The 24236-nt window shown below is 60.4% G+C and carries 29 protein-coding genes; 19 read left to right on the forward strand and 10 right to left on the reverse strand.

Features of this window, described 5'->3' with window-relative positions; translation table 11 throughout:
• Nucleotides 1-52: 52 nt before the first annotated feature.
• From ACEWMW_RS04695 to ACEWMW_RS04705, 3 genes are read right to left on the reverse strand one after another with little or no spacing between them, the layout of a single operon-like run.
• The gene (locus tag ACEWMW_RS04695; RefSeq protein WP_409412732.1) at nt 53-787 is read right to left on the reverse strand and encodes a hypothetical protein; all 735 of its coding nucleotides are present in this window, start codon (nt 785-787) and stop codon (nt 53-55) included.
• 1 nt (nt 788) lies between these two features.
• Nucleotides 789-1109, reverse strand: a complete 321-nt coding sequence (cutA, locus tag ACEWMW_RS04700; RefSeq protein WP_409412733.1) for a divalent-cation tolerance protein CutA — start codon at nt 1107-1109, stop codon at nt 789-791.
• A complete protein-coding gene (locus ACEWMW_RS04705; RefSeq protein WP_409412734.1) occupies nt 1106-2167 on the reverse strand; it encodes a COX15/CtaA family protein in 1062 nt (353 codons plus the stop codon). The genes cutA and ACEWMW_RS04705 overlap by 4 nt, the downstream gene beginning before the upstream one ends.
• Nucleotides 2168-2272: 105 nt before the next feature.
• Between ACEWMW_RS04705 and ACEWMW_RS04710 the strand changes: the two genes are divergently transcribed.
• From ACEWMW_RS04710 to ACEWMW_RS04725, 4 genes are all read left to right on the forward strand, one after another.
• Nucleotides 2273-2644, forward strand: coding sequence for a MerC domain-containing protein (locus ACEWMW_RS04710; protein WP_409412735.1), 372 nt, complete (start codon nt 2273-2275; stop codon nt 2642-2644).
• Nucleotides 2645-2660: 16 nt separating this feature from the next.
• On the forward strand, nt 2661-3647 hold the full coding sequence (gene thiS / locus ACEWMW_RS04715) for a sulfur carrier protein ThiS (RefSeq protein ID WP_409412736.1): 987 nt from the start codon (nt 2661-2663) through the stop codon (nt 3645-3647).
• Between the two features lie 75 nt (nt 3648-3722).
• On the forward strand, nt 3723-4253 hold the full coding sequence (locus ACEWMW_RS04720) for a hypothetical protein (RefSeq protein WP_409412737.1): 531 nt from the start codon (nt 3723-3725) through the stop codon (nt 4251-4253).
• Nucleotides 4254-4321: 68 nt separating this feature from the next.
• On the forward strand, nt 4322-4870 hold the full coding sequence (locus ACEWMW_RS04725) for a hypothetical protein (protein WP_409412738.1): 549 nt from the start codon (nt 4322-4324) through the stop codon (nt 4868-4870).
• Nucleotides 4871-4908: 38 nt separating this feature from the next.
• Here ACEWMW_RS04725 and ACEWMW_RS04730 read toward each other — a convergent pair whose 3' ends face one another.
• The 3 genes from ACEWMW_RS04730 to ACEWMW_RS04740 form a co-directional block, all read right to left on the reverse strand.
• On the reverse strand, nt 4909-6711 hold the full coding sequence (locus ACEWMW_RS04730) for an AMP-dependent synthetase/ligase (RefSeq protein ID WP_409412739.1): 1803 nt from the start codon (nt 6709-6711) through the stop codon (nt 4909-4911).
• Between the two features lie 78 nt (nt 6712-6789).
• Nucleotides 6790-8514, reverse strand: a complete 1725-nt coding sequence (gene ggt / locus ACEWMW_RS04735; RefSeq protein ID WP_409412740.1) for a gamma-glutamyltransferase — start codon at nt 8512-8514, stop codon at nt 6790-6792.
• A 10-nt stretch (nt 8515-8524) separates the two neighbouring features.
• A complete protein-coding gene (locus ACEWMW_RS04740; RefSeq protein WP_409412741.1) occupies nt 8525-9559 on the reverse strand; it encodes a quinone-dependent dihydroorotate dehydrogenase in 1035 nt (344 codons plus the stop codon).
• Nucleotides 9560-9814: 255 nt separating this feature from the next.
• On the opposite strand from ACEWMW_RS04740, the gene ACEWMW_RS04745 reads away from it, so the two are divergent.
• The 11 genes from ACEWMW_RS04745 to ACEWMW_RS04795 all read left to right on the forward strand — a co-directional run bounded on the left by ACEWMW_RS04745 (nt 9815) and on the right by ACEWMW_RS04795 (nt 17445).
• Nucleotides 9815-10714 (forward strand): AraC family transcriptional regulator, encoded by a 900-nt coding sequence (locus ACEWMW_RS04745; protein ID WP_409412742.1) that lies wholly within the window; start codon nt 9815-9817, stop codon nt 10712-10714.
• Nucleotides 10715-10832: 118 nt separating this feature from the next.
• Complete coding sequence (locus ACEWMW_RS04750) at nt 10833-11255, forward strand: SUF system Fe-S cluster assembly regulator (RefSeq protein ID WP_409412743.1); 423 nt, start codon at nt 10833-10835, stop codon at nt 11253-11255.
• Nucleotides 11252-12739, forward strand: a complete 1488-nt coding sequence (sufB, locus tag ACEWMW_RS04755) for a Fe-S cluster assembly protein SufB (RefSeq protein WP_409412744.1) — start codon at nt 11252-11254, stop codon at nt 12737-12739. Before ACEWMW_RS04750 ends, sufB begins: the two co-directional genes overlap by 4 nt.
• Complete coding sequence (locus tag ACEWMW_RS04760) at nt 12736-13227, forward strand: endonuclease domain-containing protein (RefSeq protein WP_409412745.1); 492 nt, start codon at nt 12736-12738, stop codon at nt 13225-13227. Before sufB ends, ACEWMW_RS04760 begins: the two co-directional genes overlap by 4 nt.
• A complete protein-coding gene (locus ACEWMW_RS04765) occupies nt 13224-13424 on the forward strand; it encodes a hypothetical protein (RefSeq protein ID WP_409412746.1) in 201 nt (66 codons plus the stop codon). Before ACEWMW_RS04760 ends, ACEWMW_RS04765 begins: the two co-directional genes overlap by 4 nt.
• A gap of 11 nt (nt 13425-13435) precedes the next feature.
• Nucleotides 13436-14191 carry a Fe-S cluster assembly ATPase SufC gene (gene sufC / locus ACEWMW_RS04770; RefSeq protein ID WP_409412747.1) on the forward strand — a complete coding sequence of 252 codons (756 nt, stop codon included), beginning with the start codon at nt 13436-13438 and terminating at the stop codon, nt 14189-14191.
• On the forward strand, nt 14188-14961 hold the full coding sequence (locus tag ACEWMW_RS04775; RefSeq protein ID WP_409412748.1) for a SufD family Fe-S cluster assembly protein: 774 nt from the start codon (nt 14188-14190) through the stop codon (nt 14959-14961). The genes sufC and ACEWMW_RS04775 overlap by 4 nt, the downstream gene beginning before the upstream one ends.
• A complete protein-coding gene (locus ACEWMW_RS04780) occupies nt 14958-16145 on the forward strand; it encodes an aminotransferase class V-fold PLP-dependent enzyme (RefSeq protein ID WP_409412749.1) in 1188 nt (395 codons plus the stop codon). The genes ACEWMW_RS04775 and ACEWMW_RS04780 overlap by 4 nt, the downstream gene beginning before the upstream one ends.
• Nucleotides 16146-16154: 9 nt before the next feature.
• Nucleotides 16155-16670, forward strand: coding sequence for an SUF system Fe-S cluster assembly protein (locus ACEWMW_RS04785; RefSeq protein ID WP_409412750.1), 516 nt, complete (start codon nt 16155-16157; stop codon nt 16668-16670).
• Nucleotides 16670-17026 carry a HesB/IscA family protein gene (locus ACEWMW_RS04790; RefSeq protein ID WP_409412751.1) on the forward strand — a complete coding sequence of 119 codons (357 nt, stop codon included), beginning with the start codon at nt 16670-16672 and terminating at the stop codon, nt 17024-17026. The genes ACEWMW_RS04785 and ACEWMW_RS04790 overlap by 1 nt, the downstream gene beginning before the upstream one ends.
• A gap of 122 nt (nt 17027-17148) precedes the next feature.
• Entirely contained in the window at nt 17149-17445 is a 297-nt protein-coding gene (locus tag ACEWMW_RS04795; RefSeq protein WP_409412752.1) for a hypothetical protein, read from the forward strand.
• Nucleotides 17446-17555: 110 nt separating this feature from the next.
• Here the strand turns inward: ACEWMW_RS04795 and ACEWMW_RS04800 are convergent, their stop codons facing one another.
• Both ACEWMW_RS04800 and ACEWMW_RS04805 read right to left on the reverse strand, forming a co-directional pair.
• Entirely contained in the window at nt 17556-17999 is a 444-nt protein-coding gene (locus ACEWMW_RS04800) for a hypothetical protein (RefSeq protein ID WP_409412753.1), read from the reverse strand.
• Nucleotides 17996-18682 (reverse strand): EI24 domain-containing protein, encoded by a 687-nt coding sequence (locus tag ACEWMW_RS04805; RefSeq protein WP_409412754.1) that lies wholly within the window; start codon nt 18680-18682, stop codon nt 17996-17998. Before ACEWMW_RS04805 ends, ACEWMW_RS04800 begins: the two co-directional genes overlap by 4 nt.
• Nucleotides 18683-18809: 127 nt before the next feature.
• Here ACEWMW_RS04805 and ACEWMW_RS04810 point away from each other — a divergent pair, with 127 nt between their 5' ends.
• Complete coding sequence (locus tag ACEWMW_RS04810; protein WP_409412755.1) at nt 18810-19805, forward strand: adenosine kinase; 996 nt, start codon at nt 18810-18812, stop codon at nt 19803-19805.
• A gap of 6 nt (nt 19806-19811) precedes the next feature.
• Here the strand turns inward: ACEWMW_RS04810 and ACEWMW_RS04815 are convergent, their stop codons facing one another.
• Together ACEWMW_RS04815 and purD are read right to left on the reverse strand one after the other, a co-directional pair.
• Entirely contained in the window at nt 19812-20201 is a 390-nt protein-coding gene (locus ACEWMW_RS04815) for a hypothetical protein (RefSeq protein WP_409412756.1), read from the reverse strand.
• Between the two features lie 90 nt (nt 20202-20291).
• Complete coding sequence (gene purD / locus ACEWMW_RS04820; protein ID WP_409412757.1) at nt 20292-21566, reverse strand: phosphoribosylamine--glycine ligase; 1275 nt, start codon at nt 21564-21566, stop codon at nt 20292-20294.
• Between purD and xseA the strand changes: the two genes are divergently transcribed.
• The 3 genes from xseA to ACEWMW_RS04835 all read left to right on the forward strand — a co-directional run bounded on the left by xseA (nt 21565) and on the right by ACEWMW_RS04835 (nt 24116).
• Entirely contained in the window at nt 21565-22983 is a 1419-nt protein-coding gene (gene xseA / locus ACEWMW_RS04825) for an exodeoxyribonuclease VII large subunit (RefSeq protein ID WP_409412758.1), read from the forward strand. The two genes, purD and xseA, sit on opposite strands and share 2 nt — an antisense overlap.
• A 24-nt stretch (nt 22984-23007) precedes the next feature.
• A complete protein-coding gene (locus ACEWMW_RS04830) occupies nt 23008-23211 on the forward strand; it encodes a DUF2093 domain-containing protein (protein WP_409412759.1) in 204 nt (67 codons plus the stop codon).
• A 113-nt stretch (nt 23212-23324) separates the two neighbouring features.
• The gene (locus ACEWMW_RS04835) at nt 23325-24116 is read left to right on the forward strand and encodes a M23 family metallopeptidase (protein ID WP_409412760.1); all 792 of its coding nucleotides are present in this window, start codon (nt 23325-23327) and stop codon (nt 24114-24116) included.
• Nucleotides 24117-24236 lie beyond the last annotated feature (120 nt).

Below are 24236 nucleotides of genomic sequence, written 5' to 3' on the forward strand. Positions count from 1 at the left end.
AGGTAAAATAATACCGCCAGCTAGCTCCCGGACCAATTCCGCTGAATTCTGGTTATGCAGCTGTCAGTTTCCAGACCTCGCTGGAGCGCAATTCTTCATTCTCAATACGAGTGACAACCGTTCTCTCGCTGGACTTCAGCAATCCGTTGGTGAGATCCGCTTCGGCGCGATAGATGATTTCCATCCGCCCACTTACCCCGCCGGGCAAGTCCATGGCTTTCTTCTCGCTCGACTCGCTCCCAGCAGGAAAGAAAAGGTCCTGCGGCCACCGCGTCATCATGCTTAGTGAGGCTTGTTGCAGCTGCGCGAGGAAGGCCCTGAGTTCGTTGTGACGAACAGCCGCGCCCCCCAGGGAATCAATAGCCGAATGCGCAGCCTGCCCCAGTTGGTCCAATGCTATCTGCCGCGAAACCACTGGGCCCGCCATGATCATCCCGTGGCTATCCAGCTCCAGCGGGAAGGATTCCTCAGTCTGTCTCGAGCGCTCAAGCGCAGCCAGAGATTCGAGGCCGGCAGGTGCCTTTACCTCGACGTCCCGCTGGGTTCCCTCGACACGCCAGCCATTAGCGGCGGAAAGGAACCGGACATTCCAGACCCGCGCGACCGTAAGCCGGTTTCCGTCAATAAGTTCGCGAGTGATCTCGCGGCGCAGGCGCATGGGGCCGCTCGGCACGTTCACAACTGTTCCGGCCTTTGCGAGAACACTTTGCGCGTTCAACGCCCAAATCGCACCGATGGCGGACAGGCCCCCTTTTCGGATGACTTCTCTTCTACTCGCGCTGCTCATCTTACCCCTTCGATCGCGGCAGCCCCCCAAGCCACTCTTTTGTCGCCGCGCCAACCACTTCGCAATGCCAACCGAGAATGGCAGGAGTTTCGTAGGGATGCAAAGATTCGATTCGGGATACCGCTCTTTCAAGGCAATCACTGTGGGTCTTGAACAACACCCCCAGTTCATCGCTTACACCCTGCTCACCATTCCAGACAAAGCGCGAGTGAACGGATCCCAAGAAGTTGGCACAAGCAATCAGACCGTCTTCCAGCAGGGCATCGGCCACCTCGGTGGCGCTTTCCTGGTCAGGGAACGGGCACCAGATCATGGCGCTCATCGCGCCCGCCCCAAGACATGGCCCCCCCAGGCCATAGCTGCCACGAGTAGCGCACCAACCAATTGGTGAGCGGCTGCGAGCCACAGTTCCATCCCAGTCATGACTACCGCGATGCCCAGGATAATCTGGGTTCCGAAGGCCGAATGGATCGCAATCGAAGCGCGCCGATCGAAAGGTCGAAGCTTTCGCGCCATGATTACAAGCGCCGCAACCGCGACCCATGCCCACCAACGGTGCAGGAAATGGATCAGGAATGGGTCATGGGTCGCCGCCCATATGAGCCCGCGGGATGTATCGTACTCGGGCACGATCCGGCCCTGCATCAATGGCCAGCTATCCGAAGCGAAGCCTGCGTTGAGCCCGGCGACCCATGCGCCAAGTAGAAGCTGCAGAGCGACGATTGAGATCACTGCAAAAGACAAGCCGGTCAGCCGGGCTGGCCTCGCATCGGGAATGGCATACAGGCGCAGGAGATCCAGAGCGGTCCAGACAAGGCCGCCTAGGGTGAACAGCGCTGTCATCAAATGGATCGAGAGCCAGAAATGGCTGACATCGGTCATCTCGGTATTGAGGCCCGAGCGCACCATGTACCAGCCGAACACGCCTTGGAGTCCCCCCAGTGCAAGCAGTGCGAGCAAGCGCGGCTTGTAGCCTTGCGGGATCTGCCGCTTGATCCAGAACCAAGCCAGCGGGAGCGCAAAGGCCAAGCCGATCAGCCTGCCTAGCAAGCGATGGAACCATTCCCAGAAATAGATGAACTTGTAATCCGCCAGCGTCATCCCGGCTGGCCCTGCCACCTGCTGGTATTCGCCAATTTTCTGGTACGCCGCGAACTCTGCTTGCCACTGCGCCTCCGAAAGCGGGGGCAAGGCGCCAGTGACCGGCTTCCATTCGGTGATCGACAGGCCGCTTTCGGTAAGCCGCGTTATCCCGCCGACCAGCACGATAATCACAACCATCGCGGCTACAGCAAATAGCCAATAGGCGATTGCTCGCGGCCGCGCGAGCCGGGGATTCCGGGCGCGGTGTTGCGGCAAAGCTTCTGCTGCGGAGTTCATGATGAAGCCTTAGTGGTGAGGGGGACACAGCGGCGCAAGCAATTTGAATAGGTGAGCCCGCTTTCGCTTGAATCATGTTACATCATCTCATACATGAACTGGGCAATGAATTCACCCCGTCTCTCGATTCGCGAGCGTCTTGATCGTGCCGGCGTAGTCCTTTCAGGACTCTGCGCCTTGCACTGCGTGGCCAGTCTCGTCATCCTTTCAGGGCTTGGCATTGGCGGAAGCTTCCTGCTCGCGCCAATCGTGCATGAGGTAGGCCTTGCCATCGCCTGCGTGATTGCCGGGGTGGCGATTGGTTGGGGTGCGCTGAAATATCGCAAGGCGGCTCCTTTTGTTGTCGCGATGATGGGCCTGACCTTCATGGGGGGAGCATTGGCGGCCCCGCATGGCGTGTTCGAGGCAGTGCTGACCATTATCGGCGTGATCCTCGTCTCTTTCGGCCATGTTCTGAACTTGCGATCCGCGCACTGAGCGCTATCTGGCGGTGATGACCGCCCTAAATTCTCTTGTCGTCAATGGTGAAACCCGCCGTAGCAGTGCCGCGACCATCGCTGCCCTGGTCAAGGAGCTCGATCTCGATCCAGCCAAGGTCGCGGTCGAACACAATGGCGTCATTGCACCGCGCTCGACCTTGGACGAAGCATCACTTTCTGACGGAGATGTGCTGGAGATCGTCCATTTCGTCGGCGGCGGTGATGCTTCCGGCGAGGACAGCTGGAGCGTTGCCGGGCGGACTTTCAATTCGCGACTGATTGTCGGTACCGGGAAGTACAAGGATTTCGAGCAGAATGCCGCGGCGCTGGAAGCCTCCGGCGCGGAAATCGTCACCGTTGCCGTTCGCAGGGTCAACGTCAGCGATCCCAAATCGCCAATGCTCACTGACTATATCGATCCGAAGAAGGTCACCTACCTGCCCAACACTGCCGGATGCTTCAACGCGGACGAAGCAATCCGAACCTTGCGGCTGGCGCGTGAAGCAGGCGGTTGGGACCTGGTGAAGCTCGAGGTATTGGGCGAAGCGCGTACGCTTTACCCCAACATGCGCGAAACGCTGGAAGCCACCGAAGTGCTGGCCAAGGAGGGCTTTCTGCCGATGGTCTACTGCGTCGATGATCCGATCGCCGCGAAGCAGCTTGAAGATGCGGGCGCAGTTGCGGTCATGCCGCTTGGTGCGCCGATCGGCTCGGGCCTGGGAATCCAGAACCAGGTCACGATCCGGCTGATCGTGGAAGGTGCGAGCGTGCCGGTGCTGGTGGATGCCGGGGTCGGCACTGCCAGCGATGCCGCCGTGGCGATGGAGCTCGGCTGCGACGGTGTCTTGATGAACACGGCCATTGCCGAGGCAAAGGACCCGATCCGGATGGCGCGCGCTATGAAGCTCAGTGTCGAGGCTGGCCGCGAGGCTTATCTCGCCGGGCGCATGGGCCGCCGCAAATATGCCGACCCGTCAAGTCCGCTAGCAGGCCTCATCTAGCGAAATCGCGTTCGTGGTTACCGAGCGTTAACCATATTGCGCGACAAGTCCCCTGCAACAAGCGGGGACAAGAAAATGGCCGTTACGGGCACTGCTTCGATGACAATCGCCGAAATGCGCGAGTTCGCGAGCTTCGCTCCATGCGAACAGCGCTACATCCGCCGCAGCCTCGATGTCGGGCTGGGACGCCAGGATGCATTCAAGCTCTGGGCGCGCGATGCTCGGGAGAACGCCTCAATCCGCAGCCAGTATGTCGCTTACCAGGAACTCAAGGCGCTTCGCGACGCCATGCCGCAAAACGATACTCCCGATGCGATCGAGGGATTTCTCGGAAAACTTGCGCGGGTTGCCACGTTCGATCTGGCGCAGGACCGGATTACCTGTTTTGCCGCATTCCGTTTCCTTTATGAACGACTCTTGGGCGCTGAAGCTCGCCCATGGCTACCGAGTGCATTCTGCGCTGCCGCAGCCCTGCCGCAAATTCGCCCGGATCGCCGCAAGCTGCTGCTTCAGTCGCTGAGCGAAGCCGCTGCTACTGCTCCCGCGTGGTCCGACCGCGCTCCGAGCTTCTATCCGGAATATGTCGAGCACGCCGAAGCCGCTTAGGCGCAAGGTCCGCTAGCGACCCAATTGTGGACGTTGCTCCAGACCGATTCCTGTGCGACTAGATCAGAATGACAATCGACCTCGCGCCCGGAGAGCGTATCATCTGGCAGGGCCAGCCAAAGCAGGGCATCCGGCTGGCGCCACAAGACGCTTTCGCTGTGCCTTTTGCTGCCTTCTGGCTCTTTCTCGTTTTGATGATTTTCCTGCTGGCGTTCACTGGTGAGTTGAAGGACGCCGATCCCCTCACATATCTTATCTTGCCGGTCTTTCTGCTCATCGGCCTACACATGCTGTTTGGCCGGTTTCTCATTGATCGCGCCGCTCGGCGGCGCACGTTCTTTTATCTCACCTCGGAGAGGGCAATCATTCAAGATGGCCTACGGCGACCAAGCCGGAGATCGGTAAACCTCGCCGCCGCACCTGAAATACGATTTCAGGCGAGACGGAATGGTCGTGGCACGGTGCAGTTTGGTTCGCCGAGTATGTTTGGAATGATGCCGCCGAGTTGGCCGGGAGCAAGCCAATTCCTTCCACCAGCATTTAATGACATTGAGGATGCAGAACGCGTTTTCAATCTCGCACTGAAGGCGCAGCGGGAGGCTAAAGCGAGCACTTAGCTAAGGTCCGCTTTCCACCCACATTCGGACATAAGACCCTACCCCCGATACAGCCCGTCAATCTTGTCCTGGTAGCGTTCCTTGATTTTGTGGCGCCGGATTTTCATGCTCGGCGTCATTTCTTCGTTCTCGATCGTGAAAGCTTCGTCGGCAAAGGTGAACTGCCGCACTTTCTCGATCACCGAGAGATCCTTGTTCACCCGGTCGATCGCTTCGCGCACCGCGCTTTTGAACGCTGGCAGGTCTTGCAAGGCGACTAGGTTGAATTTCTCGTCGTTGGCCTTGGCCCATTCGAGCGCCCATTCGGCATCGGGCACGATCAACCCGACCACGTAGGGCCGCTTGTCTCCGCTCACCATCGCCTGCGCTATCTCGGGCTGCAGCGTCAGCATGCCTTCGAGCTTCTGCGGAGCGACATTATCGCCCTTGTCGTTGACGATCATGTCCTTCTTGCGGTCGGTGATTTTGATCCGGCCCTTCTCGTCGACATGCCCGATATCGCCGGTATGGAGCCATCCGTCGATCACGGTGCGCTCGGTCTCGGACTTGTTCTGCCAGTATCCATGCATGACGAGCTCGCCGCGGCACAGGATCTCGCCATCTTCGGCAATCTTGACCTCGACCCCGCGCAGCGGCGGGCCGACCGTATCCATCGCGATGCCCGCTGCAGGGCGATTACAGCTGATAACCGGGCCGGCCTCGGTCTGGCCATAACCCTGAAGCATGGTCAGACCCATCGAATCGAAAAAGATGCCGACCTCGGGATTAAGCGGCGCACCGCCCGATACCATGGCTTTGATCCGGCCACCGAAGCGCTGGCGGATCTTAGGGCGAAGGAGGCGTTCGAGGATGAAATCGAGCGGTTTGTCTCGCAGTCCCGATCGGCCCTCGGCCTTGCGTTCGCCCAGCGCCAGCGCCTTGTCCATCAGGGCCTTGGCCGCACCGCCTTGCTTCTCCACCTGTTTCATGATGCGCGTGCGCAGCACTTCGAACAGGCGCGGGACGACAACCATGAAGGTCGGCCGCGTTTCCTCGATATTGCTCGCAAGCTTTTCAAGCCCCTCGGCGTAAAAGATCTGCGCACCGACACTGATCGGCAGGAATTGCCCGCCCGAGTGCTCATATGCATGGCTAAGCGGGAGAAATGAGAGGAAACGTTCTTCCTCGGAAAGGCCCAGGTCCTCGAGAATCACTTCGGCTGCGCCTGCAATATTGCACAGGATGGCGCCGTGATGCTGCATGACTCCGCGCGGCGCTCCGCCGGTTCCGCTGGTATAGATAATGCATGCGGTGTCATCGCGCTTCATGCTCGCCACCCGAGCATCGACCGCCTTGCGCGCTTCGGCGGGATCGCCCGCCATCATATCGTCCCAGCGTTCGTAGTCGAAACTGCCTGACTGGTGGCGATGAAGATCCTCAATCCCGATTACGTGCTCGGCCACGCCAGTGGCCTGCAAAGCGCCGTGAAGCGGGCCAAGCAACTTCTCGTTGGAGACGATCACTGCGCGCGCGCCCGAATTGTCCAGTATGTGGACGTGATCGCGCTCGGTATTGGTGGTGTACGTCGGCACCGTGATGCAGCCGGCGGCCATGATCCCAATATCTGCGATGCACCATTCGGGGCGATTCTCGCTTACGAGGCACACACGGTCGCCGTCTTCCAGACCAAGCTTGCGCAGGTTTTCGGCCAGCAGGCACACCCGGTTTGCAGCCTCGCCCCAGGTAATCGTTTGCCATTCGCCATCGCGCTTTGCGCCAAGAAAGGGTTGGTCGCTACGCTCACCTGCCCGCGTCAGGAAAAGTTCGACCAGGCTGTTGGCTTCATCGATATCTTTCAGCAATGCGGCTCTCCTGCTCCCACTCGCATGCGCGTACCCTCAACATGCGAGACTAGTCTCGCGTTCCCGTAGCGGCAAGGATCAGGGCAGATAGCCAAGCTTGCCCTCGAGCCGCGGGTCCCGTGCACTCTCCCAGCCTGCTTCGTGGCGTAGAAGCGCGCCAGCTTTGACCGGTGCGGCGCGTATGATCAGTTGCTCGTGGCCTAGTGCTTTGAATTCCTCGGCTTGCTCTTCCAGCCAGGTTCCCTCTTCGATCAGCACCCTGTCTCCGAAGGCCATGAGGAACGGCATACCGAGCGCTTGCTCCGCCGAAAGCCCGAAATCGATCGCGCCAATTATGCTCCGTGCTGTCTGCACAGGGATGGTGGGGCCGCCAGCCGCACCAACCACCATGAACGGGCGGCCCTGAGGATCCCAGACCATGGTCGGAGCCATGGAGCTGCGTGGTCGCTTTCCGCCTTCAACCCGGTTGGCAACAGGAATGCCGTCGATCTCGGGCGACCGGCTGAAATCTGTCAGTTCATTATTGAGGTGGAACCCGCCGAACATCAGCCCCGAACCGAACGCGCCCTCGATGGTGGAGGTATAGCTGATCATGGTGCCGTCCTGGCCGACGACAGAGAAATGGGTGGTGCCGCTCTCCGGCGCTTCATTCCCATCCGCGAGAGCGGTTCGCGCGCCCTCCGGCGTACCCGGCTGGGGATCGGCGATGCGGCTGGCGGGATCGATCAGGGCGCTGCGCCGGGCGAGGTAAGCGGGATCAATGAGGCCCTTCACGGGAACATCGATAAAGTCGCTATCGGCAAGATACAGTTCGCGGTCGGCATAGGCGATGCGCTGCGATTCCAGAAATAGATGCCAGGTCGCGGGATTCTCGAGACCCAGCGCGTTAAGGTCGAAGCGCTCCAGCTGGCCAAGGATTTGCTGCACTGCCACTCCACCCGAAGAGGGCGGACCCATGCCGCAAACGCGGTAGGCGCGGTACATACCGCATACCGCTTCGCGTTGCTTGGCCACGTAGCCGTCTAGATCGCTTGCGGTCATTGCGCCTTTGCGCGGCGTTGCTGCGGCGACATGGCTGGCAAGCAATTCGGCAAATGCGCCTTGGTAGAACGCGTCGGGACCTTGAGTTGCAATTTGCTCGAAAGTCTCGGCAAGCGCCGGATTGACGATGAGTGTTCCCACCGGGAGCGGTTCGCCGGACTCGCCAAAGTAAAGCGCCTTGCCGAAATCCGAATGGCCGGCCCGCTCGCTGCGGGTCTTGAGCGATTCGTGCAAGCGGACGTTCATTTCGAAACCGTCGCGCGTCAGCCGGATCGCCGGTTCGAACAGTTGGGCCCATGGCAACCTGCCGTGTTCGGCATGAGCCTTCGCGGCCAGCGCGACGTTTCCGGGGACGCCAATCGAAAGCCCGGACAGGACGGATTGTGAATAATCCAGTAGTTCGCCGCTCTCGTCCAGAAACCACTCCGGAACCGCCCCGTCTGGCGCGGTCTCGCGGCCGTCTATTGTTTTAACCGCACCGTCTGCTGTCCCTCTGACGTAGAATCCGCCGCCCCCGATACCGGAGCTCTGTGGTTCGACGACGGTTAGCGCCAGCATGACTGCGATCGCAGCGTCCGTCGCCGAACCACCTGCTCGCAACATCTTCATTCCGGCTTCCTCAGCGCGCGGATCGGCGGCGCTGACAGAACCAATGAAGGTCTGTTCTTGCGGAAGAGGGGCGCTGGCGACATTGGAGGCGGCCGGACTGCATGCCGCAAGAAGCGCGACCGAAAGAAGCGAAACTGAAAAGGAACGGATCATGCGGGCGGTGCTATTCGCTTCCCACCGCTTCCGCAATCGAGGAAAAGCCATCGCTCTTCATGAGCGCTTGCATTTCGCGCAGGATTCTTTTCGCTAGACCAGGCCCTTCGTAGACCATTGCGCTATAAAGCTGGACGAGGCTGGCGCCCGCACGAATGCGTTCCCACGTGTCCTTGCCACTCGAAATTCCACCCACGCCCACCAGCGGTATTGCGGCACCTGTGGCCCTGCGGAAATCTCTCAATCGCTCAAGCGCCATCGGGCGCAGGGGTGCGCCTGAAAGCCCACCCGCCTCAGCGCGATGGTGCGACTTCAGTCCGGGGCGCTCGATCGTCGTGTTGGAGACCACCAGCGCCGCGAGCTGCTTTTCGAGCGCAATCCGGGCGATCGCATCGACATCGCTCGGCTGGAGATCGGGTGCGACCTTGAGGAAGATCGGCACGGAATGTTCGCCGCGCGATTCGATCACCCCGTCGAGCAAAGCGTTCAAAGCACCTTCGTCTTGCAGCGCGCGCAATCCGGGTGTGTTGGGACTGGATATATTGACCGTGAGATAGTCGGCGATCGGTGCCATCAGCCGGGTCATGTGCGCGTAATCGGCAATGCGGTCGTCCGCGTCCTTGTTCGCTCCGATATTGATTCCGACGATTCCGCCTTTGCTGGCTTGTTTGCGGCTAGCGAGCTTTCCAGCCGCCTTGTCTCCGCCTTCATTGTTGAAGCCCATCCGGTTGATCACCGCGCGGTCTTCCACCAGCCGGAAGAGCCGAGGTCGGGGGTTGCCGGATTGTGGCTTCGGCGTGATTGATCCCACTTCAAGGTGGCTGAAGCCCAGTCCCAGTACCGCGTCGGGCACTTCGGCGTTCTTGTCGAACCCGGCCGCCATGCCGAGCGGGTTGGCAAAGGTGAGCCCGGCCAATTCAACCGAAAGCGGGCCGGGTTTTGGCGGCGGCGCAGCCGGCATCGCCTTCAGCGCTTTGAGAGTCAGGCCATGCGCCAGTTCGGGATCGAGTGCGAAGAGCGGGGCGCGGAGCAGGCGGAAGATCATCAGGCGGGCCTATGCCAAGCACGACTGGACCTGTCGATTCCATACAATCGCCGAATCACCGACTCGTTTAGCAAACTCGTGCGACCCGAAGGGCTCGAGGCTTCCAGCAGCGAGTTCCTCTACTCACAAGGGCGGTCACTCTTCACAGAGGGCCGCCCTATTTTTTTGTTCCGTATTTGCGGCACTTGTGGCAGGCGCTGGGGTGTGGGGCGCAAAGGCAAAAGAAATGGTCGCGCAGGCGAGCAAGCGGACGACTTGTCTGCGGAACAGGGCCTGACTCCAGCTAGCAAGATAACGCTCGAATACATCCAGCCTTCGGATGCGCTGCAACCGTTCATCACGACATTGTACTACTTTCGCTGCGACGAGAGGGAGATCCGCGATATCCAGCCTGCCGCTGTCGGGTCGCTGATCGTATTCCTGCGCGGGAAGGGGGCCATGCGCTTTGGCGATCGTGCCGACCCATCACATCTCGTGTCGCTCTTGGCTCCCCTTACCTACGCGGCGCCGTTCGAAGTCAACGGTCCATTCCATACGATCGGCGCATCGCTTTCGCCGCTGGGATGGGCAGCGCTCACTGGGCTGAAGGCCGACGAAGCTCGTGACCGGATGTACAATGCAGCGAGTATATTCGGGGAGGAGATTACTCACTTGGGCGAGAACCTGCGCCAGGATTACCTCTCGCAATCGGCCACCCCAACGGAGCTTTGCGCACGGCTGGCGGATTTTCTTGCCGGACAAATCAAGCCGGTGCAGCCTAAACATGTCGAATTCATGCGCTCGGTCAACGCGTGGATGTCCTCCGATTTCAATCCGGACATTGCCAAGCTCGCAGAGATCAGTGGATATTCGAATCGGCAGGTCCAGCGGCTCGTTGAGCGATACTTTGGGGTCACTCCTAAAATTCTAGTCCGCAAGTATCGCGCTCTTCGAATCGTCGCGCTGTTGCACGATCCGACAACAACGGATGAACAGGTCGCCGAACTGCTCAATCACTTTTACGACCAGTCTCACCTGATTCGAGAAGTGCGCAGCTTTGCAGGGCGGACGCCGGCGCGCTTTGGCGATTCGGAAGCGCCCATTCTCGAGAGTTTGCTCGACGTGCGGAATTTCCGCGAGATCAAGCCGAATGTAGCCCCGCTTCCCGGGGAATAGGTGCGACGGCACCCTCTAAATGCAAACGACTCGCAACATGCGCTTTTGCGTTGAAACCCGCTCAGCGCATGCATAAGTGAAATCGGAACGAATCAGTCCGATTTAGGTTTGGAGCCGTATGCGCCTGTCGAATCTTGCCGATTATGCCGTCGTGACGATGAGCGCGGCTGCGCGCCATTGCGGCGGTGGCCGAGTCTCGGCCGCCGAGTTGGCAGCGGAAACAGGGTTGCCAGCACCAACTGTGCAGAAGCTTGTCAGCAAGCTGACGGGCGCAGGACTGCTGCGCTCCGTGCGCGGGGTTGGCGGGGGCTTGCAGCTCGCACGTCCTGCAGCCGCAATCAATCTAGCCGATATTATCGAGGCAGTCGAAGGTCCCATCGCGCTGACCCAATGCGTCGATGCCCATGATTGCGATTATGAGCACGGCTGCAGCGTTCGCCCGCATTGGCCGATGGTGAATGCCGCGCTGCGCGGTGCATTGGCCGATATTTCGCTGGTCCAACTGGCCCAGCAACCAATTCCTGAGCGAGAGCCGGCATGAGTGAAGACGTCGACCTTGAAGTCACCGACCGCGATGCTCGCGAAGCTGCCGACAAGGCAGCCGATTATGAGCATGGCTGGTCGTCGGATATCGAAACCGAATTTGCCGAGAAGGGCCTCAGCGAAGACACGGTTCGCTTTATCTCGGCCAAGAAGAACGAGCCCGAATGGATGCTCGAATGGCGCCTCAAGGCATTTCGCCTGTGGCAGACCATGGAAGAGCCTGACTGGGCCAAGGTCGGCTACCCCAAGATCGACTACCAAGGTGCCTATTATTACGCCGAGCCGAAGAAGAAGCCCGAACTGGGCTCGATCGATGAGCTCGATCCGGCGATCAAGGAAGTCTATGATAAGCTGGGCATTCCGCTGGCGGAGCAGGAAGTGCTCGCTGGGGTTAAAGGCGCGCGCAAGGTCGCGGTCGATGCCGTGTTCGATAGCGTATCGGTGGCGACCACTTTCCGCGAGGAATTGAAGAAAGCGGGGGTGATCTTCCTTTCGATTTCGGAGGCGATCACGGAATATCCCGATCTGGTGAAGAAGTGGCTGGGCAAGGTCGTGCCGCAGCATGACAATTTCTTCGCCACGCTCAATTGCGCGGTCTTCTCGGACGGCACCTTCGTCTACATTCCCGAAGGCGTGCGCTGCCCGATGGAGCTATCGACCTATTTCCGCATCAATGCCGAGAATACCGGCCAGTTCGAACGGACGCTGATCGTTGCAGAGAAAGGCAGCTATGTCAGCTATCTCGAGGGCTGCACCGCGCCTATGCGTGACGAGAACCAGCTTCATGCCGCGGTGGTTGAGCTGGTCGCGATGGAAGATGCCGAGATCAAGTATTCGACCGTGCAGAACTGGTATCCGGGCGATGCCGAGGGCAAGGGCGGCATCTACAATTTTGTCACCAAGCGTGGACTATGCCAGGGCGCGCGCTCAAAGATCAGCTGGACGCAGGTCGAGACCGGCAGTGCGGTGACGTGGAAATATCCCTCATGCGTGCTCAATGGCGAAGATTCGGTTGGCGAGTTCTACTCGGTTGCGGTTACAAATAACCACCAGCAGGCCGATACGGGGACCAAAATGGTTCACAACGGCAAGGGCTCGCGCTCGACGATCATTTCCAAGGGCATTTCTGCCGGCAAGTCGAACAATACCTATCGCGGGCTAGTCCGCGTGGGCCCCAATGCCGATGGCGTGCGCAACTTCACCCAATGCGACAGCCTGCTGCTCGGCGATCAATGCGGCGCGCATACAGTGCCCTATATCGAGGTGAAGAACCCCACTGCGCAGATCGAGCATGAGGCGACCACCTCCAAGATCTCCGACGACCAGCTGTTTTACGCCATGCAGCGCGGATTGGGTGAGGAAGAGGCGGTCGCGCTGATCGTCAACGGCTTCGCCAAGGAAGTTCTCAAGGAACTGCCGATGGAATTCGCGGTCGAAGCGCAGAAGCTGCTGGCGATCTCGCTTGAAGGGTCAGTCGGATGAGCAATCGCAAGAAGCTCGTCATGCGCGATCCGTCCGAGAATGACGCGCCGCCCGCGATCAAGAAGAAAGGCCGCGGGTGGGAAATCTCGGAATCGCGTCTCGATGCGCTGCACGAGCGTGCGCGCGAAATGCGCCGGGACTCTTCCGAGGCTCACAAGGCGCTCGCCGAGCGTTTCGCCAAGGCTGATTTGGGTCGTTACACATTCAAGCGTCACGCGGTCGTCGGATCGGCGATTGTCGACTTCAATTGTCACAATCTCGGCATGGCGATCGCGATTGACGAGCCCGATCAGAACGACGCGCTCGCCAAGCGCCGAGACAAGAGCCTTGAGGCGGTCGGCATTCGGGTGATGCGGCTCAAGGCCGAAGATATACTCGAAAATATGGACGCAGTGCTCGCGCGCATCACCGCAGGCATGCGCATGCGGATTGGCGACAAGCGCGAAGCGCGGCGTAACCATTTTGAAAACCAGGGGAGTCCACAATGAACCAGTTGCTCAATGATCCCTACACTGTCCTTGCGCTGTTTTTTGTTTGCGCGGCACTGGCCATCGGTTCGCTGCTCAGCGCGATGAAGAGCGGCGGTTCCAAGAACGGCCTCCTTCTTGCCCTCCTTTTCGCCGGCCTCGCCGCCTATTTCGCCCCAAGCGCATTCGCCCTGATCAGCGGATCGTCCACACAGTAGATACCCGTCCCATGCTTTTGATTGAAAACCTCCATGCCGAAATTGACGGCAAGCCAATCCTCAAGGGCCTGACGCTCGCCGTTGCTGCGGGTGAGATCCATGCGATCATGGGGCCCAATGGCGCCGGCAAATCGACGCTGGCCTATGTGCTCGGCGGTCGGCCAGGATACGAAGTGACCGCTGGTTCGGTGACGTACAAGGGCATCGACCTGCTCGAACTCGAGCCACACGAACGCGCGGCTGCCGGTCTTTTCCTTGGATTTCAATATCCAGTCGAGATTCCGGGCGTTTCCAATGTCCAGTTCCTGCGCGAAGCACTCAATGCGCAGCGCAAGGCGCGCGGCGAAGAGCCGCTTTCGGGCGGCGAGTTCCTTAAACTCGCCAAGGAAAAGGCGAAACTGCTCCAGCTCGACATGGAGATGCTCAAGCGCAACGTGAATGTCGGCTTTTCCGGCGGCGAGAAGAAGCGCGCCGAGATGGTCCAGATGGGCATTTTAGATCCGGAGTTCGCAGTATTAGACGAGACTGATAGCGGACTAGACATCGACGCGTTGCGAGTTGTCGGCGAGGGGATCAATTCAATAATGCGGGATCCGGCCAAGGGCGTGCTGCTGATCACGCATTACCAGCGTCTGCTCGACGTCGTCCGGCCAGACAAGGTTTCGATCCTTGCAGATGGACGGATTGTACGAACCGGTGATGCGGACCTTGCCAAACGGCTCGAGGCCGAAGGCTATGATGGGATCATGGCTGAGGCCGCGGCGTGAACGAAGCTGCAACCCTCTCCCGGCCAACCACGCGCGACGAGGACTGGCGCTACTCCGACGCCGAGTTCATTGCCGAGGCGGACCCAAGGACGCTTGCTCATTGGACCGAATGGTCAGTCGCGCCGGGGCAGAACTTGGCCAAGGCAAAGATTTACGATTCAGGTGAAACCGCGTCCGGCAGTATTCATAGAATTCAGGTCCATGTTGGCGCGGGCGGACGATTTGAAATGTGGAGCGTCGTTCGCGCGGCCGGTTTCACCCGGCTTGAGCTGGACGTCACGCTTGAAGATGGCGCACATTTCGAATTTGGCGGCGTCACGATTGGCGGCGGCGATGCGACGCAGGAATTCGTTACGCGTGTGATCCACGCAGGGCCGAACGCGACATCAAACCAGACCGTGCGAGCGGTTCAGTGGGGCAAATCAACGGGCAATTTCCTTGGCCGGATTGAAGTTGCTCGTGATGCGCAGAAGACAGATGCTGGGCAGAATTTCCGCGCCATCTTGCTCGAGAAGGGCGCGACAGCCAACACGAAGCCGGAACTCGAGATCTTTGCCGACGACGTGCAATGCGCACACGGTGCCGCGATCGGCCAACTCGACGAAGTTGCGCGCTATTACATGGCCGCGCGCGGTATCCCGCCCGAGGTCGCGCGCAAGCTGTTGGTCCAGGCTTTCATCGGCGACGCCTTCGTCGAATACAGCAACGCGGACGCGGCGGAGCGTTTGCTGGAACAAGCGCTGAAGAAGCTCGACGAGGCAGCGCTGTGAACGCGCCGGCCCATTTCTCGCACGCTGGCGATTTTCCTGGGCTGAGGACGCGGGATGGTAAGCCGTGGCACTACCTCGACACCGCAGCGACGGCGCAGAAGCCGCGAATCGTCATTGAGGCAATGGCGCGCGCGCTGGGCGAAGATTACGCCACCGTCCATCGCGGAGTCTATTCTCGTTCTGCCGAGATGACGCTCGCCTATGAAGCTGCTCGTCGCACTGTTGCCGCTTTCGTAGGCGGGCGCGAAGACGAGATAGTCTTCACCCGCGGCGCGACCGAAGCGATCAATCTTGTGGCCCAGTCCTATCCCAAGAAGGCGCGCGTGCTTCTTTCCACGCTCGAGCACCACTCGAACATCGTCCCCTGGCAGCTAGCCGGCTGGCAGGTCGATGTCTGCCCGCTCACCAAAGACGGACGGATTGATCTCGACGCTGCGCAAGCCATGCTGACCGAAGAGCACGAGATGGTCGCGCTGGCCCATGTCTCGAACGTTCTGGGCAGCGAGCTCGATGTCGCGCGCGCAGCTGAGCTCGCACACGGCGCGGGCGCAAAGCTGCTGGTCGATGGCTGCCAAGCGGTGCCGCGTCTTTCGGTCGATGCCGCGGCCTTGGGCTGCGACTTTTACGTTTTCAGTGCGCACAAGCTTTATGGGCCTACCGGGATCGGCGCCCTGTGGGGCAGGGCAGACCTGCTCGGCGCCATGCCGCCCTATCAGGGCGGCGGCTCGATGATCGATAAGGTGACTTTCGCGCGCACAACATATGCGCCGCCTCCACAACGCTTCGAAGCGGGAACCCCGGCGATCACCGAGGCTATCGGATTTGCGTCCGCCTGCGACTACGTTTCCGATATTGGCCTCGCTTCGATAGAGTCGCACGAGCGTGAGCTTGTTGCCAAGCTGCGCGAGACTCTGCGCAAACGTAACGATGTCACCTTGTTCGGCCCTGAAGAAAGCGCCGGCATCGTCAGTTTCGCTCTCGATGGGGTTCACCCACACGATCTCGGCACCATATTGGACGAACAGGATGTAGCGATCCGCGCCGGGCACCATTGTGCGCAGCCGCTAATGGAACATCTGGGTGTGCCTGCGACTGCCCGCGCGAGCTTCGGCCTCTACTCGGATGTCGATGATATCGCGGCACTGATCGATGGGATTGAACGAACCAAGAAGATATTTGCCTAGGAAATGGACATGAACAAGCCGTCCGAAGAGAAGGAATTCGTCGCTGCCCCAGCTCCCAATGAGGCGCTGCTGCAGAAGCCTCCCCGTGCACGTGTCGAAGACGCGATCGATCCGGATGAAACGCCTGCCGAAACGATGGGTGAGAAGCTCGAACGCAAGCGCGATTACCTCGAAGGGTTCCTCCAGAAGAAGCCGGAGGGCCTGCAGGCCGGCGAGCCGGGCGGCGAGCTGTATGAGGCGGTCGTCGCTGCGCTCAAGGAAATATACGACCCCGAAATTCCGGTGAACATCTACGATCTGGGCCTCATCTACGGCGTCGATGTCGATGACGAAAGCGATGTGGTTGTCACCATGACGCTCACCACACCGCATTGCCCGGTGGCCGAAACTATGCCCGGCGAGGTCGAATTGCGTGCCGCGAGTGTGCCCGGAGTACGCGATGCCGAGGTCAACCTCGTGTGGGATCCGCCATGGAGCCCGGACAAAATGACTGATGAAGCGCGCCTTGAATTGGGGATGCTCTGATGGCCGAAAGCACACTCTCGAACCGCCCCGCAGCTGTTCTTCTTACTCCCGCTGCAGAAGCTCGTGTCGCCGAACTGATGGCGAAGGCGCCCGATGATGCGGTGGGGGTCAAGCTCTCGACGCCGCGGCGCGGATGCTCAGGCCTCGCCTACTCGGTCGATTATGTCAGTGAAGAAGAAAAGTTCGATGAGAAAATCGAGACACCCGGCGGAGTATTCTACATCGACGGCGCCTCAGTTCTCTACCTGATCGGTTCCACTATGGACTGGCAGGAAGACGATTTCACCGCCGGCTTTGTATTCGAGAATCCCAATGCCAAGGGTGCTTGCGGCTGCGGCGAAAGCTTCATGGTCTGAAAAATTAATTTCTTTCGGCTTGGTAAAGATATACTGAATTCAAAGGTTTCCAGACACTTTTGAAGGTTAAGATCGACTAACCCGGTTCGGAAACCCAATTCTCGCCACACCGTTGATTTGGCATGAGAAAGCTTCTGATCACATTGCTTAGCGTTCCCGCGCTGACGCTAGTCCCTTCCCCGCTTGCCGCGCAGGAGGTCTTCGGCGCGAACTCTGGCGGCGAATCCGGCAAGTCCAGTAGCGCTGGACCAGGCGGCAAAGGCGGGAAAAAACGTATCGCCGAATTGGCAAGCGCGACAGCTCGCGTTCTGAAGGCGGCGCGCATCAAGCTTCGCGGCGACCCTGAAGGCACGCGTGCATCGCGTGGCTTTCAAGTCAATCTCGCGCTGGACGGTCGCAGTATCATTGAGTTCGAGTAGCCCGCTTCCCCAGGAGGGGTTTGTGCCTTTCTCGGCTAAGGCGACTTTGTGAGGCGCAAGGATTTCGAGAGAGCAGATTGTCTTTGCGACCCGCTCCCCGGCTTATCCAACTAACGTCTCAGGGCTGAGATGCAGCTCGCTCGATCGATATCGCGGCCATTGTCCGGGCGCCTGGCCTCCATCCAGGTTGCGACCGGCGGCGCGCCGGGCTTGAGCGGAAAAAGGAAGACGTCGAGCACGCAATTCGTTCCGCGAAATTGCAGTTTGCGTACGTCGCCTTCAGCTACGTCGAGCGCAGGCGTACCGAACAGGTTTACGAGCGCCGTTGCATGGGCCCCGCTCACTGCCTCCAGTCCACGGCCGCGCATGATCTGCGGCGGAATAAAGCCGGCTGAAGGGGCGGCAGGAGTCATCGACGGGACCGGAGCAGCAGTTTGCGCGGGGCGCTGTGCAGGAAAAGTGCCGGTGTTTGCCGGCGGCACCCGCGGGGCAACACAGCCTGCAAGAGACGCGAGGGTAACGAGCAGCCCTGCCAAACGCAGCAGCGATCTCACAGGCTTTGCTCCTTGCTGCGATGGACCATATGCGTGGCGCTCGCTGCACCAAGGATCGGGGCCAGTAGGTTGAGGAAGGGCACGAACATGATGCCCGCGACTGCTCCGCCGAGCATGAAGCGCTGCGGCCCGGTTAGTGGCGCTGCCTCCGCAGGGTCATGGCGATGGCGTAGCCACACCATGTCCTGCAACTCGCGCCCCAGCAGCCAGGCATTTACTGCCCAGAACAGCACCGCAGTGCCGATGCCGGTGACCAACAGGATCAATGCAAAGGGAAGCGCAAGTAGATTGATGCCCAAGGCTCTTAGCCCTCCCCGAGCCGCGTGCGCCAGTTCCTGGCGAAACGGTACCTTACGGACATTGGCTGCATGCTCGAGATAGTGCATCTTCTCGACTGCCGCGACCACTTCGTCGGCGAAGAACTGCAATACAATCAGTGCGATGATCCGGAACAGTAACCAGCTTGCCAACATTGTCAGGACGATAGCGACAAAATAAGTCGCCTCTGCACCGATGCTCATGCCGACGTATGCGCTGGCATTGATAATCGCCTGGAATAGCAGCACGCCGACCAACGCGATGAGAATCAGCGTGATCCCGATTGATTTCAGGAAAACACGTATGATCGCGGGGTCGCCCAATTGCCCGAAAGCAAGCGACAGCGATGTGGGGAGCGAATTCATCCCCACTGCAATCGTTCGCGGTGCACGCTAAGTCAACGCAGCATATCGGCGAAGCGGTCTTGGCCTGCGGCGATCGAGCCGCTAGGCGCGCCTGCAACTCAATCCTTCCCTACTTTTCAGGACTTTTATGACTCAACCCCGTTATGACGTTATCGCTATCGGCAATGCCGTAGTCGATGTGATCGCCTCTTGCGGAGAGGAGCTGATCGAAGAGCTCGAGCTCAATCGCGGCGGGATGACGCTGGTCGACGAAGTGCGCGCGGACGAGCTTTATGCTGCCATGCCGCCGGCGCGCGAGGTTTCTGGCGGATCGGCCGCCAATACGCTTGCCGGGCTGTCAACGCTGGGGCTGCAATGTGCTTTTGTGGGACAAGTCGCCGATGACCAGCTCGGCAAGGTATTCCGACACGATATGCGCGCGACGGGGATCGATTTCGATACGCCTGCGCGTGAAGGCGAACCCGCCACGGGTCGCGTGCTGATTTTCGTGACGCCTGATGGAGAGCGCACGATGAACACTTTTCTCGGTGCAGGACAGTTCCTGCCTGCCGATGCGCTCGACGAAGATCTGATAGCCAGCGGTGCGATCCTTTATCTTGAAGGCTATCTTTGGGACCCGGAAGAGCCGCGCCGTGCAATGCGCCGCGCGATCGATGTCGCGCGCAAGGCTGGCCGCAAAGTCGCCTTCACTGCCAGCGAGAGCTTTGTGATTGAACGCCATGGCGATGACTTCCGCCAAATGATCGATGATGGCGTGATCGATATCCTGTTCGTAAACGAGCACGAATTGGCGACATTGACCGGCGAAGAAGATTTCGAAGCAGGCGTCGCCGCCCTGACTGGAAAGGTGCCGGTCCTCGTGGCCACTCGCAGCGAAAAGGGGGCGATTGCGGTTGCCCATGGCGAGCGTGCGGAAGTCGCCGCAGAGCCGGTTGCGAAGGTGGTCGATACGACCGGCGCGGGTGACCAGTTTGCGGCCGGATTCCTGTCAGGGCATGCCCGCGGCGAGGGCCTTGCGGCTTCGCTCAAGCGGGGCGCAATCGCGGCATCGGAAGTGATCAGCCACTACGGCCCCCGCCCCGAAGCCGATCTGCAGGCACTGATAGCCGAGAAGCTGGGCTGAAGCGTCTCAGATCGGCGGAGCGTAATCTTCCGACCTGAGCGTCAGCATGTATTTGGCGATGAGCGCTGCCTGGGCTGGCGAGAGGTCGAAGTCCATGACCTCGGGGTAATTGTGCGCATCGGCCAGCCAGGAGGCCAGCGATTCGCCGGTCAGCCCCTCGCGATTGGCGATCGCAGGGAACGGCGGCGCCATTGGATTGGGCGAATCCGAATAGCGTTCGACTGCATGGCAACCCCCGCATGCAGCCTGGGCAAAGCCCAGCGGTTCATGCGCTCCTTCGAGCGCCTCGTTGGAAGGCATAACCGCACTCGCCGTTCGAGGCGGGGTTGGCGGTTGATTCGCTTGGCATCCGGCCAGCACAATCGCCGTGATACCCAAACTTATGATCGCGCGCATGCTGCCTCCCTCTGGCCTTCTCATTCGGGAGACTAGACCTATTGCAGCGCGCTGCATTGATCTGAATCAAGTTTGGGACTCTGGGCGGAGTTATCCTCGCTCGCGCGCAACCTCGCGCCAGCCAATGTCCCGGCGGCAGAATCCGCTTGGAAAATCTATAGCATCGACCGCTGCATAGGCGGCCGCCTTAGCTCCTGTAACGTTCGCGCCAAGTGCCGTCACATTAAGGACGCGCCCGCCGCTGGCGACGAGCTGATCGCCGTCGAGCGATGTTCCGGCATGGAAGACTTTTGCGCCGCCATCTTCGCTTGAGGGAAGATTGATCGCGCCGCCTTTCTCGGGAGCGCCCGGATATCCCTTGGCCGCCATCACAACGGTGAGCGCAGTGTGCTGATCGAAACGGGCCTCGCGTCCTTCGCCAAGCCTTCCCTCGGCACAGGCCAGCATCAGTTCGGCGAGATCGTCTTCCAGTCGCATCATCAGCACCTGGCATTCGGGGTCGCCGAAGCGGCAATTGTACTCGATCAACTTGGGGCCATCCGCCGTCAGCATCAGACCGGCGTAGAGCACTCCCGAATAAGGCATTCCCTCGGCGGCCATGGTAGAAACGGTCGGCTCGATGATCTCGCGCATCGCTCGCGCCTGCAGCTCTTTGGTCAAGACCGGCGCAGGTGAATAGGCCCCCATACCGCCCGTATTGGGACCAACATCCCCCTCTCCAACGCGCTTGTGATCCTGCGCTGTACCGAAAGGTAGAATTGCGGCGCCATCCGTAAGCGCAAAGAAGCTCGCCTCCTCGCCGGTGAGGAACTCCTCAATAACCACTTCCGCGCCCGCTTCGCCGAACTGCCCGCCGAACATGTCGGCGAGCGCCGCCTCCGCCTCTGCGCGGGTTTCGGCAATGACCACGCCCTTGCCGGCAGCCAGCCCGTCAGCCTTGAGAACGTAAGGCGCCGTGAATTCATCCAGCGCGGAGATTGCATCTGCCAGCGAGTGCGTATGCACGTAGCCTGCCGTGGGAATACCAGCGCGGTCGCACAGGGCCTTGGTGAAGCTTTTGCTGCCCTCCAGCTGGGCCGCCGCCTTCGAGGGCCCGAAGACGGCAATGCCTCCAGCGCGCAAGCTGTCGGCCAGCCCATCAACCAGAGGAGCTTCCGGCCCAACCACAACCAAGCCAATGTCGTGTTCGTCGCAGAACGTAGCCACCGCCGCATGATCGCCGGCATCCAATGATACCAGCTCGGCACCTTCGGACATGCCCGGATTTCCGGGTGCGGAGTACAGTTTGGCCAGCGAGGGGGATTGCGCAAGTTTCCATGCCAGCGCATGTTCGCGGCCACCCGAACCGAGTAGAAGGATATTCATGGCTGGCGCTCCTACGGGAAATGGTGACGACACGGATGGCTCGGGCGGGCTGGTAGCGCGGGAGCAGTCGGGCGACAACGCCGCGCCGCTCTCGATCACCGAGATTTCGAACCTGCTCAAGCGCGCTGTCGAGGATCGCTTCGGCTATGTTCGCCTGCGCGGCGAGCTCTCCGGAGTGAAGCGCGCCGCTTCAGGGCATATGTATTGCGCACTCAAAGATGAGAAAGCCGTAATTGACGGGGTAATGTGGCGCGGAAATACATCGCGGCTCTCCTTTGCTCCAGAAGATGGTCTGGAAGTGGTCGCGAGCGGGAAACTTACCACCTATCCCGGGCGCTCGAAATACCAGATCGTGATTGATAGCCTCGAACTGGCAGGCGAAGGGGCATTGCTGGCGTTGCTGGAGAAAACGCGCCTGCGGCTCGATGCCGAGGGTTTGTTTTCACGCGATCGCAAGCAGCCTTTGCCCTTCCTGCCGAAGACTATCGGTGTCGTGACGTCACCAACCGGGGCTGTGATCCGCGATATCCTGCATAGGTTGGCTGATCGCTTCCCCACACACGTACTGGTTTGGCCGGTGCTGGTTCAGGGTCAAGGCGCAGCAGAACAGATAGCAGCAGCGGTGCGCGGCTTCTCACAGCTCGAGCCCAGGAGCGGGATCTCGCGGCCGGACCTGGTGATTGTCGCGCGAGGGGGCGGCTCGATTGAGGATCTGTGGGCCTTCAACGAAGAAGTGGTCGTCCGAGCCATTGCCGAATGCCCCATCCCCACCATCAGCGCAGTGGGGCACGAGACAGACACGACGCTGTCAGACTTTGCGGCCGATCGCCGCGCGCCCACGCCCACGGCTGCTGCCGAGATAGCGGTGCCTGTTCGGGCCGAGTTGGCGGCAACGCTTGAGGACTATGGCTTGCGGCAGAAGCGCGCAATACAGCGCCCGGTCCAGCTTGGTCGGGAAAGACTTGCCGGGCGGGCAGATCGACTGCCAGCATCTGAAGCCCTCTTGCAACCTCAGGCGCAGAAGCTCGACGATTTGGCGGAGCGTTTGCGGCGGGGCCTGCGCGATCGTGCGGCGCATGGGCGCGAGCGGCTCAATGCCGCGCGCCTCTCGCCAGCTGTGCTCCAGCGCGGTTGGCGCGAGGCCAGTCAACGGATTGCTGCCACAGTGAGGCTGATGACCTCGCTTGATCCTGATTCGGTGCTTGCGCGGGGCTATGTTCGCGTCATTGGGAGCGCGGGCCAGACGCTTACTGACCGCACTGAGGCGGCGAAGGAGACTGCGCTCTCGCTGAAGTTTCGGGATGGCGCGCTGGATGTGGTTCCTGCAGGTAGGGTTGCCAAAGGTGCACCGCCCAGGCGTTCATCGCGAGCTAAGCCGAAAGCGGCCACACCCGGTCAGGATGATTTGTTCGGATAGCTCTTCCTTGCTAAGGCGCGCGCCATGTTAATGAATTCAGGAAACAGCGAAGCCAAGCTCGTTTATGGCCCCAACGGGTTCCGCGTCATGCGACCGGGGCAGCATGTAACTTGTGCGGTGACGGGCGATCCGATTCCGCTCGAGGAGCTGCGCTATTGGAGCGTTGAGCTGCAGGAACCTTACGTCAGCGCGCAGATCGCCACGAAGCGCGCGCTCGGCCATGCATGACGCCTAGCCTGCTCAATCTTGGATGCTACGCCCTGCTTGGTTTGTGTGGATGTTCTGCTGAAGCCCAGAATTCCTCTCAGACTGCCCATCCTGGCATTGCAGAATCTCAAGCGGTGCCAACGTCTGAAGCTGCACGTGAACCTGTCATAGCTGCATTTCGCTACAGCGGAGAATTGACCCAGGGCGGCTGGCTTCGCGGAACCGCGCCGGCGGGAGCCGTCGAAGCTTTCCTCGGAAACGAGCGGCTTGAGCTGGCAGAAGACGGAACCTTCTTTGCTGCATTTGACCGCGATGAAGGGGCCGAGGCGACCCTGCGCGCGCGCCTCGAAGATGGGCGCCAGATCATTGAAACGCTCGTGGTGGCGCCGCGCGCATGGAACATAGAGCACGTCAATGTCGCCAAGCGCAGCGGTGGTAGCAGTGAAGCCTGGTGGAAGAAACGTGAGCCGGAATGGAATGCCATCAACGCGGCGCGGGAGAAGAATAGCGATTCGACTGGCTGGACGCGGGATTTTATCTGGCCCGTGACCGGCAGGATCTCGGGAAGGTTTGGCTCGCAGCGGATTTATCGCGGCGAAACTGGAAGCTACCATTCTGGCATCGATATTGCGCCGGGCCGCGGAACACCATTTGTGGCCCCCGCCGATGGCGTCGTGACGTTGGCGGCGAAGACCCCGTTTTCGCTCGAAGGTCATTTGATTATCATCGACCATGGCCAAGGCCTCAACAGCGCCTTCCTTCATAGCGAATCAATCGCGGTTGAGGAGGGGCAAGTGGTGCGCCAGGGCGAACGTCTCGGGACCGTGGGATCTAGCGGCCGAGCGACGGGTCCGCACCTGCACTGGAGCCTGAAATGGCGCGATGCGCGTCTCGATCCGCTGCTGTTCGCCGGCCCGATGCGCTAGGTGTAGGCTCCGTCCATGCAGCTTGACCGGCAGCGCGGAGATTCCCGCCGATCTAGGGCTATCCTTTTGATCGTTGTCCTGCTGGGACTAGCGCCAGGTCTGTGGTGGCGCACGGAGCCC

It is taken from the genome of Litorerythrobacter xanthomarinus, assembly GCF_046254955.1.
GTDB lineage: Bacteria > Pseudomonadota > Alphaproteobacteria > Sphingomonadales > Sphingomonadaceae > Qipengyuania_C.

Bases quoted from the DNA above. Each gene is read 5' to 3' on its own strand.
- ACEWMW_RS04695 (WP_409412732.1), bottom strand. From the start codon at position 787: ATGAGCAGCGCGAGTAGAAGAGAAGTCATCCGAAAAGGGGGCCTGTCC.
- cutA (WP_409412733.1), bottom strand. From the start codon at position 1,109: ATGAGCGCCATGATCTGGTGCCCGTTCCCTGACCAGGAAAGCGCCACC.
- ACEWMW_RS04705 (WP_409412734.1), bottom strand. From the start codon at position 2,167: ATGAACTCCGCAGCAGAAGCTTTGCCGCAACACCGCGCCCGGAATCCC.
- ACEWMW_RS04710 (WP_409412735.1), top strand. From the start codon at position 2,273: ATGAATTCACCCCGTCTCTCGATTCGCGAGCGTCTTGATCGTGCCGGC.
- thiS (WP_409412736.1), top strand. From the start codon at position 2,661: ATGACCGCCCTAAATTCTCTTGTCGTCAATGGTGAAACCCGCCGTAGC.
- ACEWMW_RS04720 (WP_409412737.1), top strand. From the start codon at position 3,723: ATGGCCGTTACGGGCACTGCTTCGATGACAATCGCCGAAATGCGCGAG.
- ACEWMW_RS04725 (WP_409412738.1), top strand. From the start codon at position 4,322: ATGACAATCGACCTCGCGCCCGGAGAGCGTATCATCTGGCAGGGCCAG.
- ggt (WP_409412740.1), bottom strand. From the start codon at position 8,514: ATGATCCGTTCCTTTTCAGTTTCGCTTCTTTCGGTCGCGCTTCTTGCG.
- ACEWMW_RS04740 (WP_409412741.1), bottom strand. From the start codon at position 9,559: ATGATCTTCCGCCTGCTCCGCGCCCCGCTCTTCGCACTCGATCCCGAA.
- ACEWMW_RS04750 (WP_409412743.1), top strand. From the start codon at position 10,833: ATGCGCCTGTCGAATCTTGCCGATTATGCCGTCGTGACGATGAGCGCG.
- sufB (WP_409412744.1), top strand. From the start codon at position 11,252: ATGAGTGAAGACGTCGACCTTGAAGTCACCGACCGCGATGCTCGCGAA.
- ACEWMW_RS04760 (WP_409412745.1), top strand. From the start codon at position 12,736: ATGAGCAATCGCAAGAAGCTCGTCATGCGCGATCCGTCCGAGAATGAC.
- ACEWMW_RS04765 (WP_409412746.1), top strand. From the start codon at position 13,224: ATGAACCAGTTGCTCAATGATCCCTACACTGTCCTTGCGCTGTTTTTT.
- sufC (WP_409412747.1), top strand. From the start codon at position 13,436: ATGCTTTTGATTGAAAACCTCCATGCCGAAATTGACGGCAAGCCAATC.
- ACEWMW_RS04785 (WP_409412750.1), top strand. From the start codon at position 16,155: ATGAACAAGCCGTCCGAAGAGAAGGAATTCGTCGCTGCCCCAGCTCCC.
- ACEWMW_RS04790 (WP_409412751.1), top strand. From the start codon at position 16,670: ATGGCCGAAAGCACACTCTCGAACCGCCCCGCAGCTGTTCTTCTTACT.
- ACEWMW_RS04795 (WP_409412752.1), top strand. From the start codon at position 17,149: ATGAGAAAGCTTCTGATCACATTGCTTAGCGTTCCCGCGCTGACGCTA.
- ACEWMW_RS04805 (WP_409412754.1), bottom strand. From the start codon at position 18,682: ATGAATTCGCTCCCCACATCGCTGTCGCTTGCTTTCGGGCAATTGGGC.
- ACEWMW_RS04810 (WP_409412755.1), top strand. From the start codon at position 18,810: ATGACTCAACCCCGTTATGACGTTATCGCTATCGGCAATGCCGTAGTC.
- ACEWMW_RS04815 (WP_409412756.1), bottom strand. From the start codon at position 20,201: ATGCGCGCGATCATAAGTTTGGGTATCACGGCGATTGTGCTGGCCGGA.
- xseA (WP_409412758.1), top strand. From the start codon at position 21,565: ATGGCTGGCGCTCCTACGGGAAATGGTGACGACACGGATGGCTCGGGC.
- purD (WP_409412757.1), bottom strand. From the start codon at position 21,566: ATGAATATCCTTCTACTCGGTTCGGGTGGCCGCGAACATGCGCTGGCA.
- ACEWMW_RS04830 (WP_409412759.1), top strand. From the start codon at position 23,008: ATGTTAATGAATTCAGGAAACAGCGAAGCCAAGCTCGTTTATGGCCCC.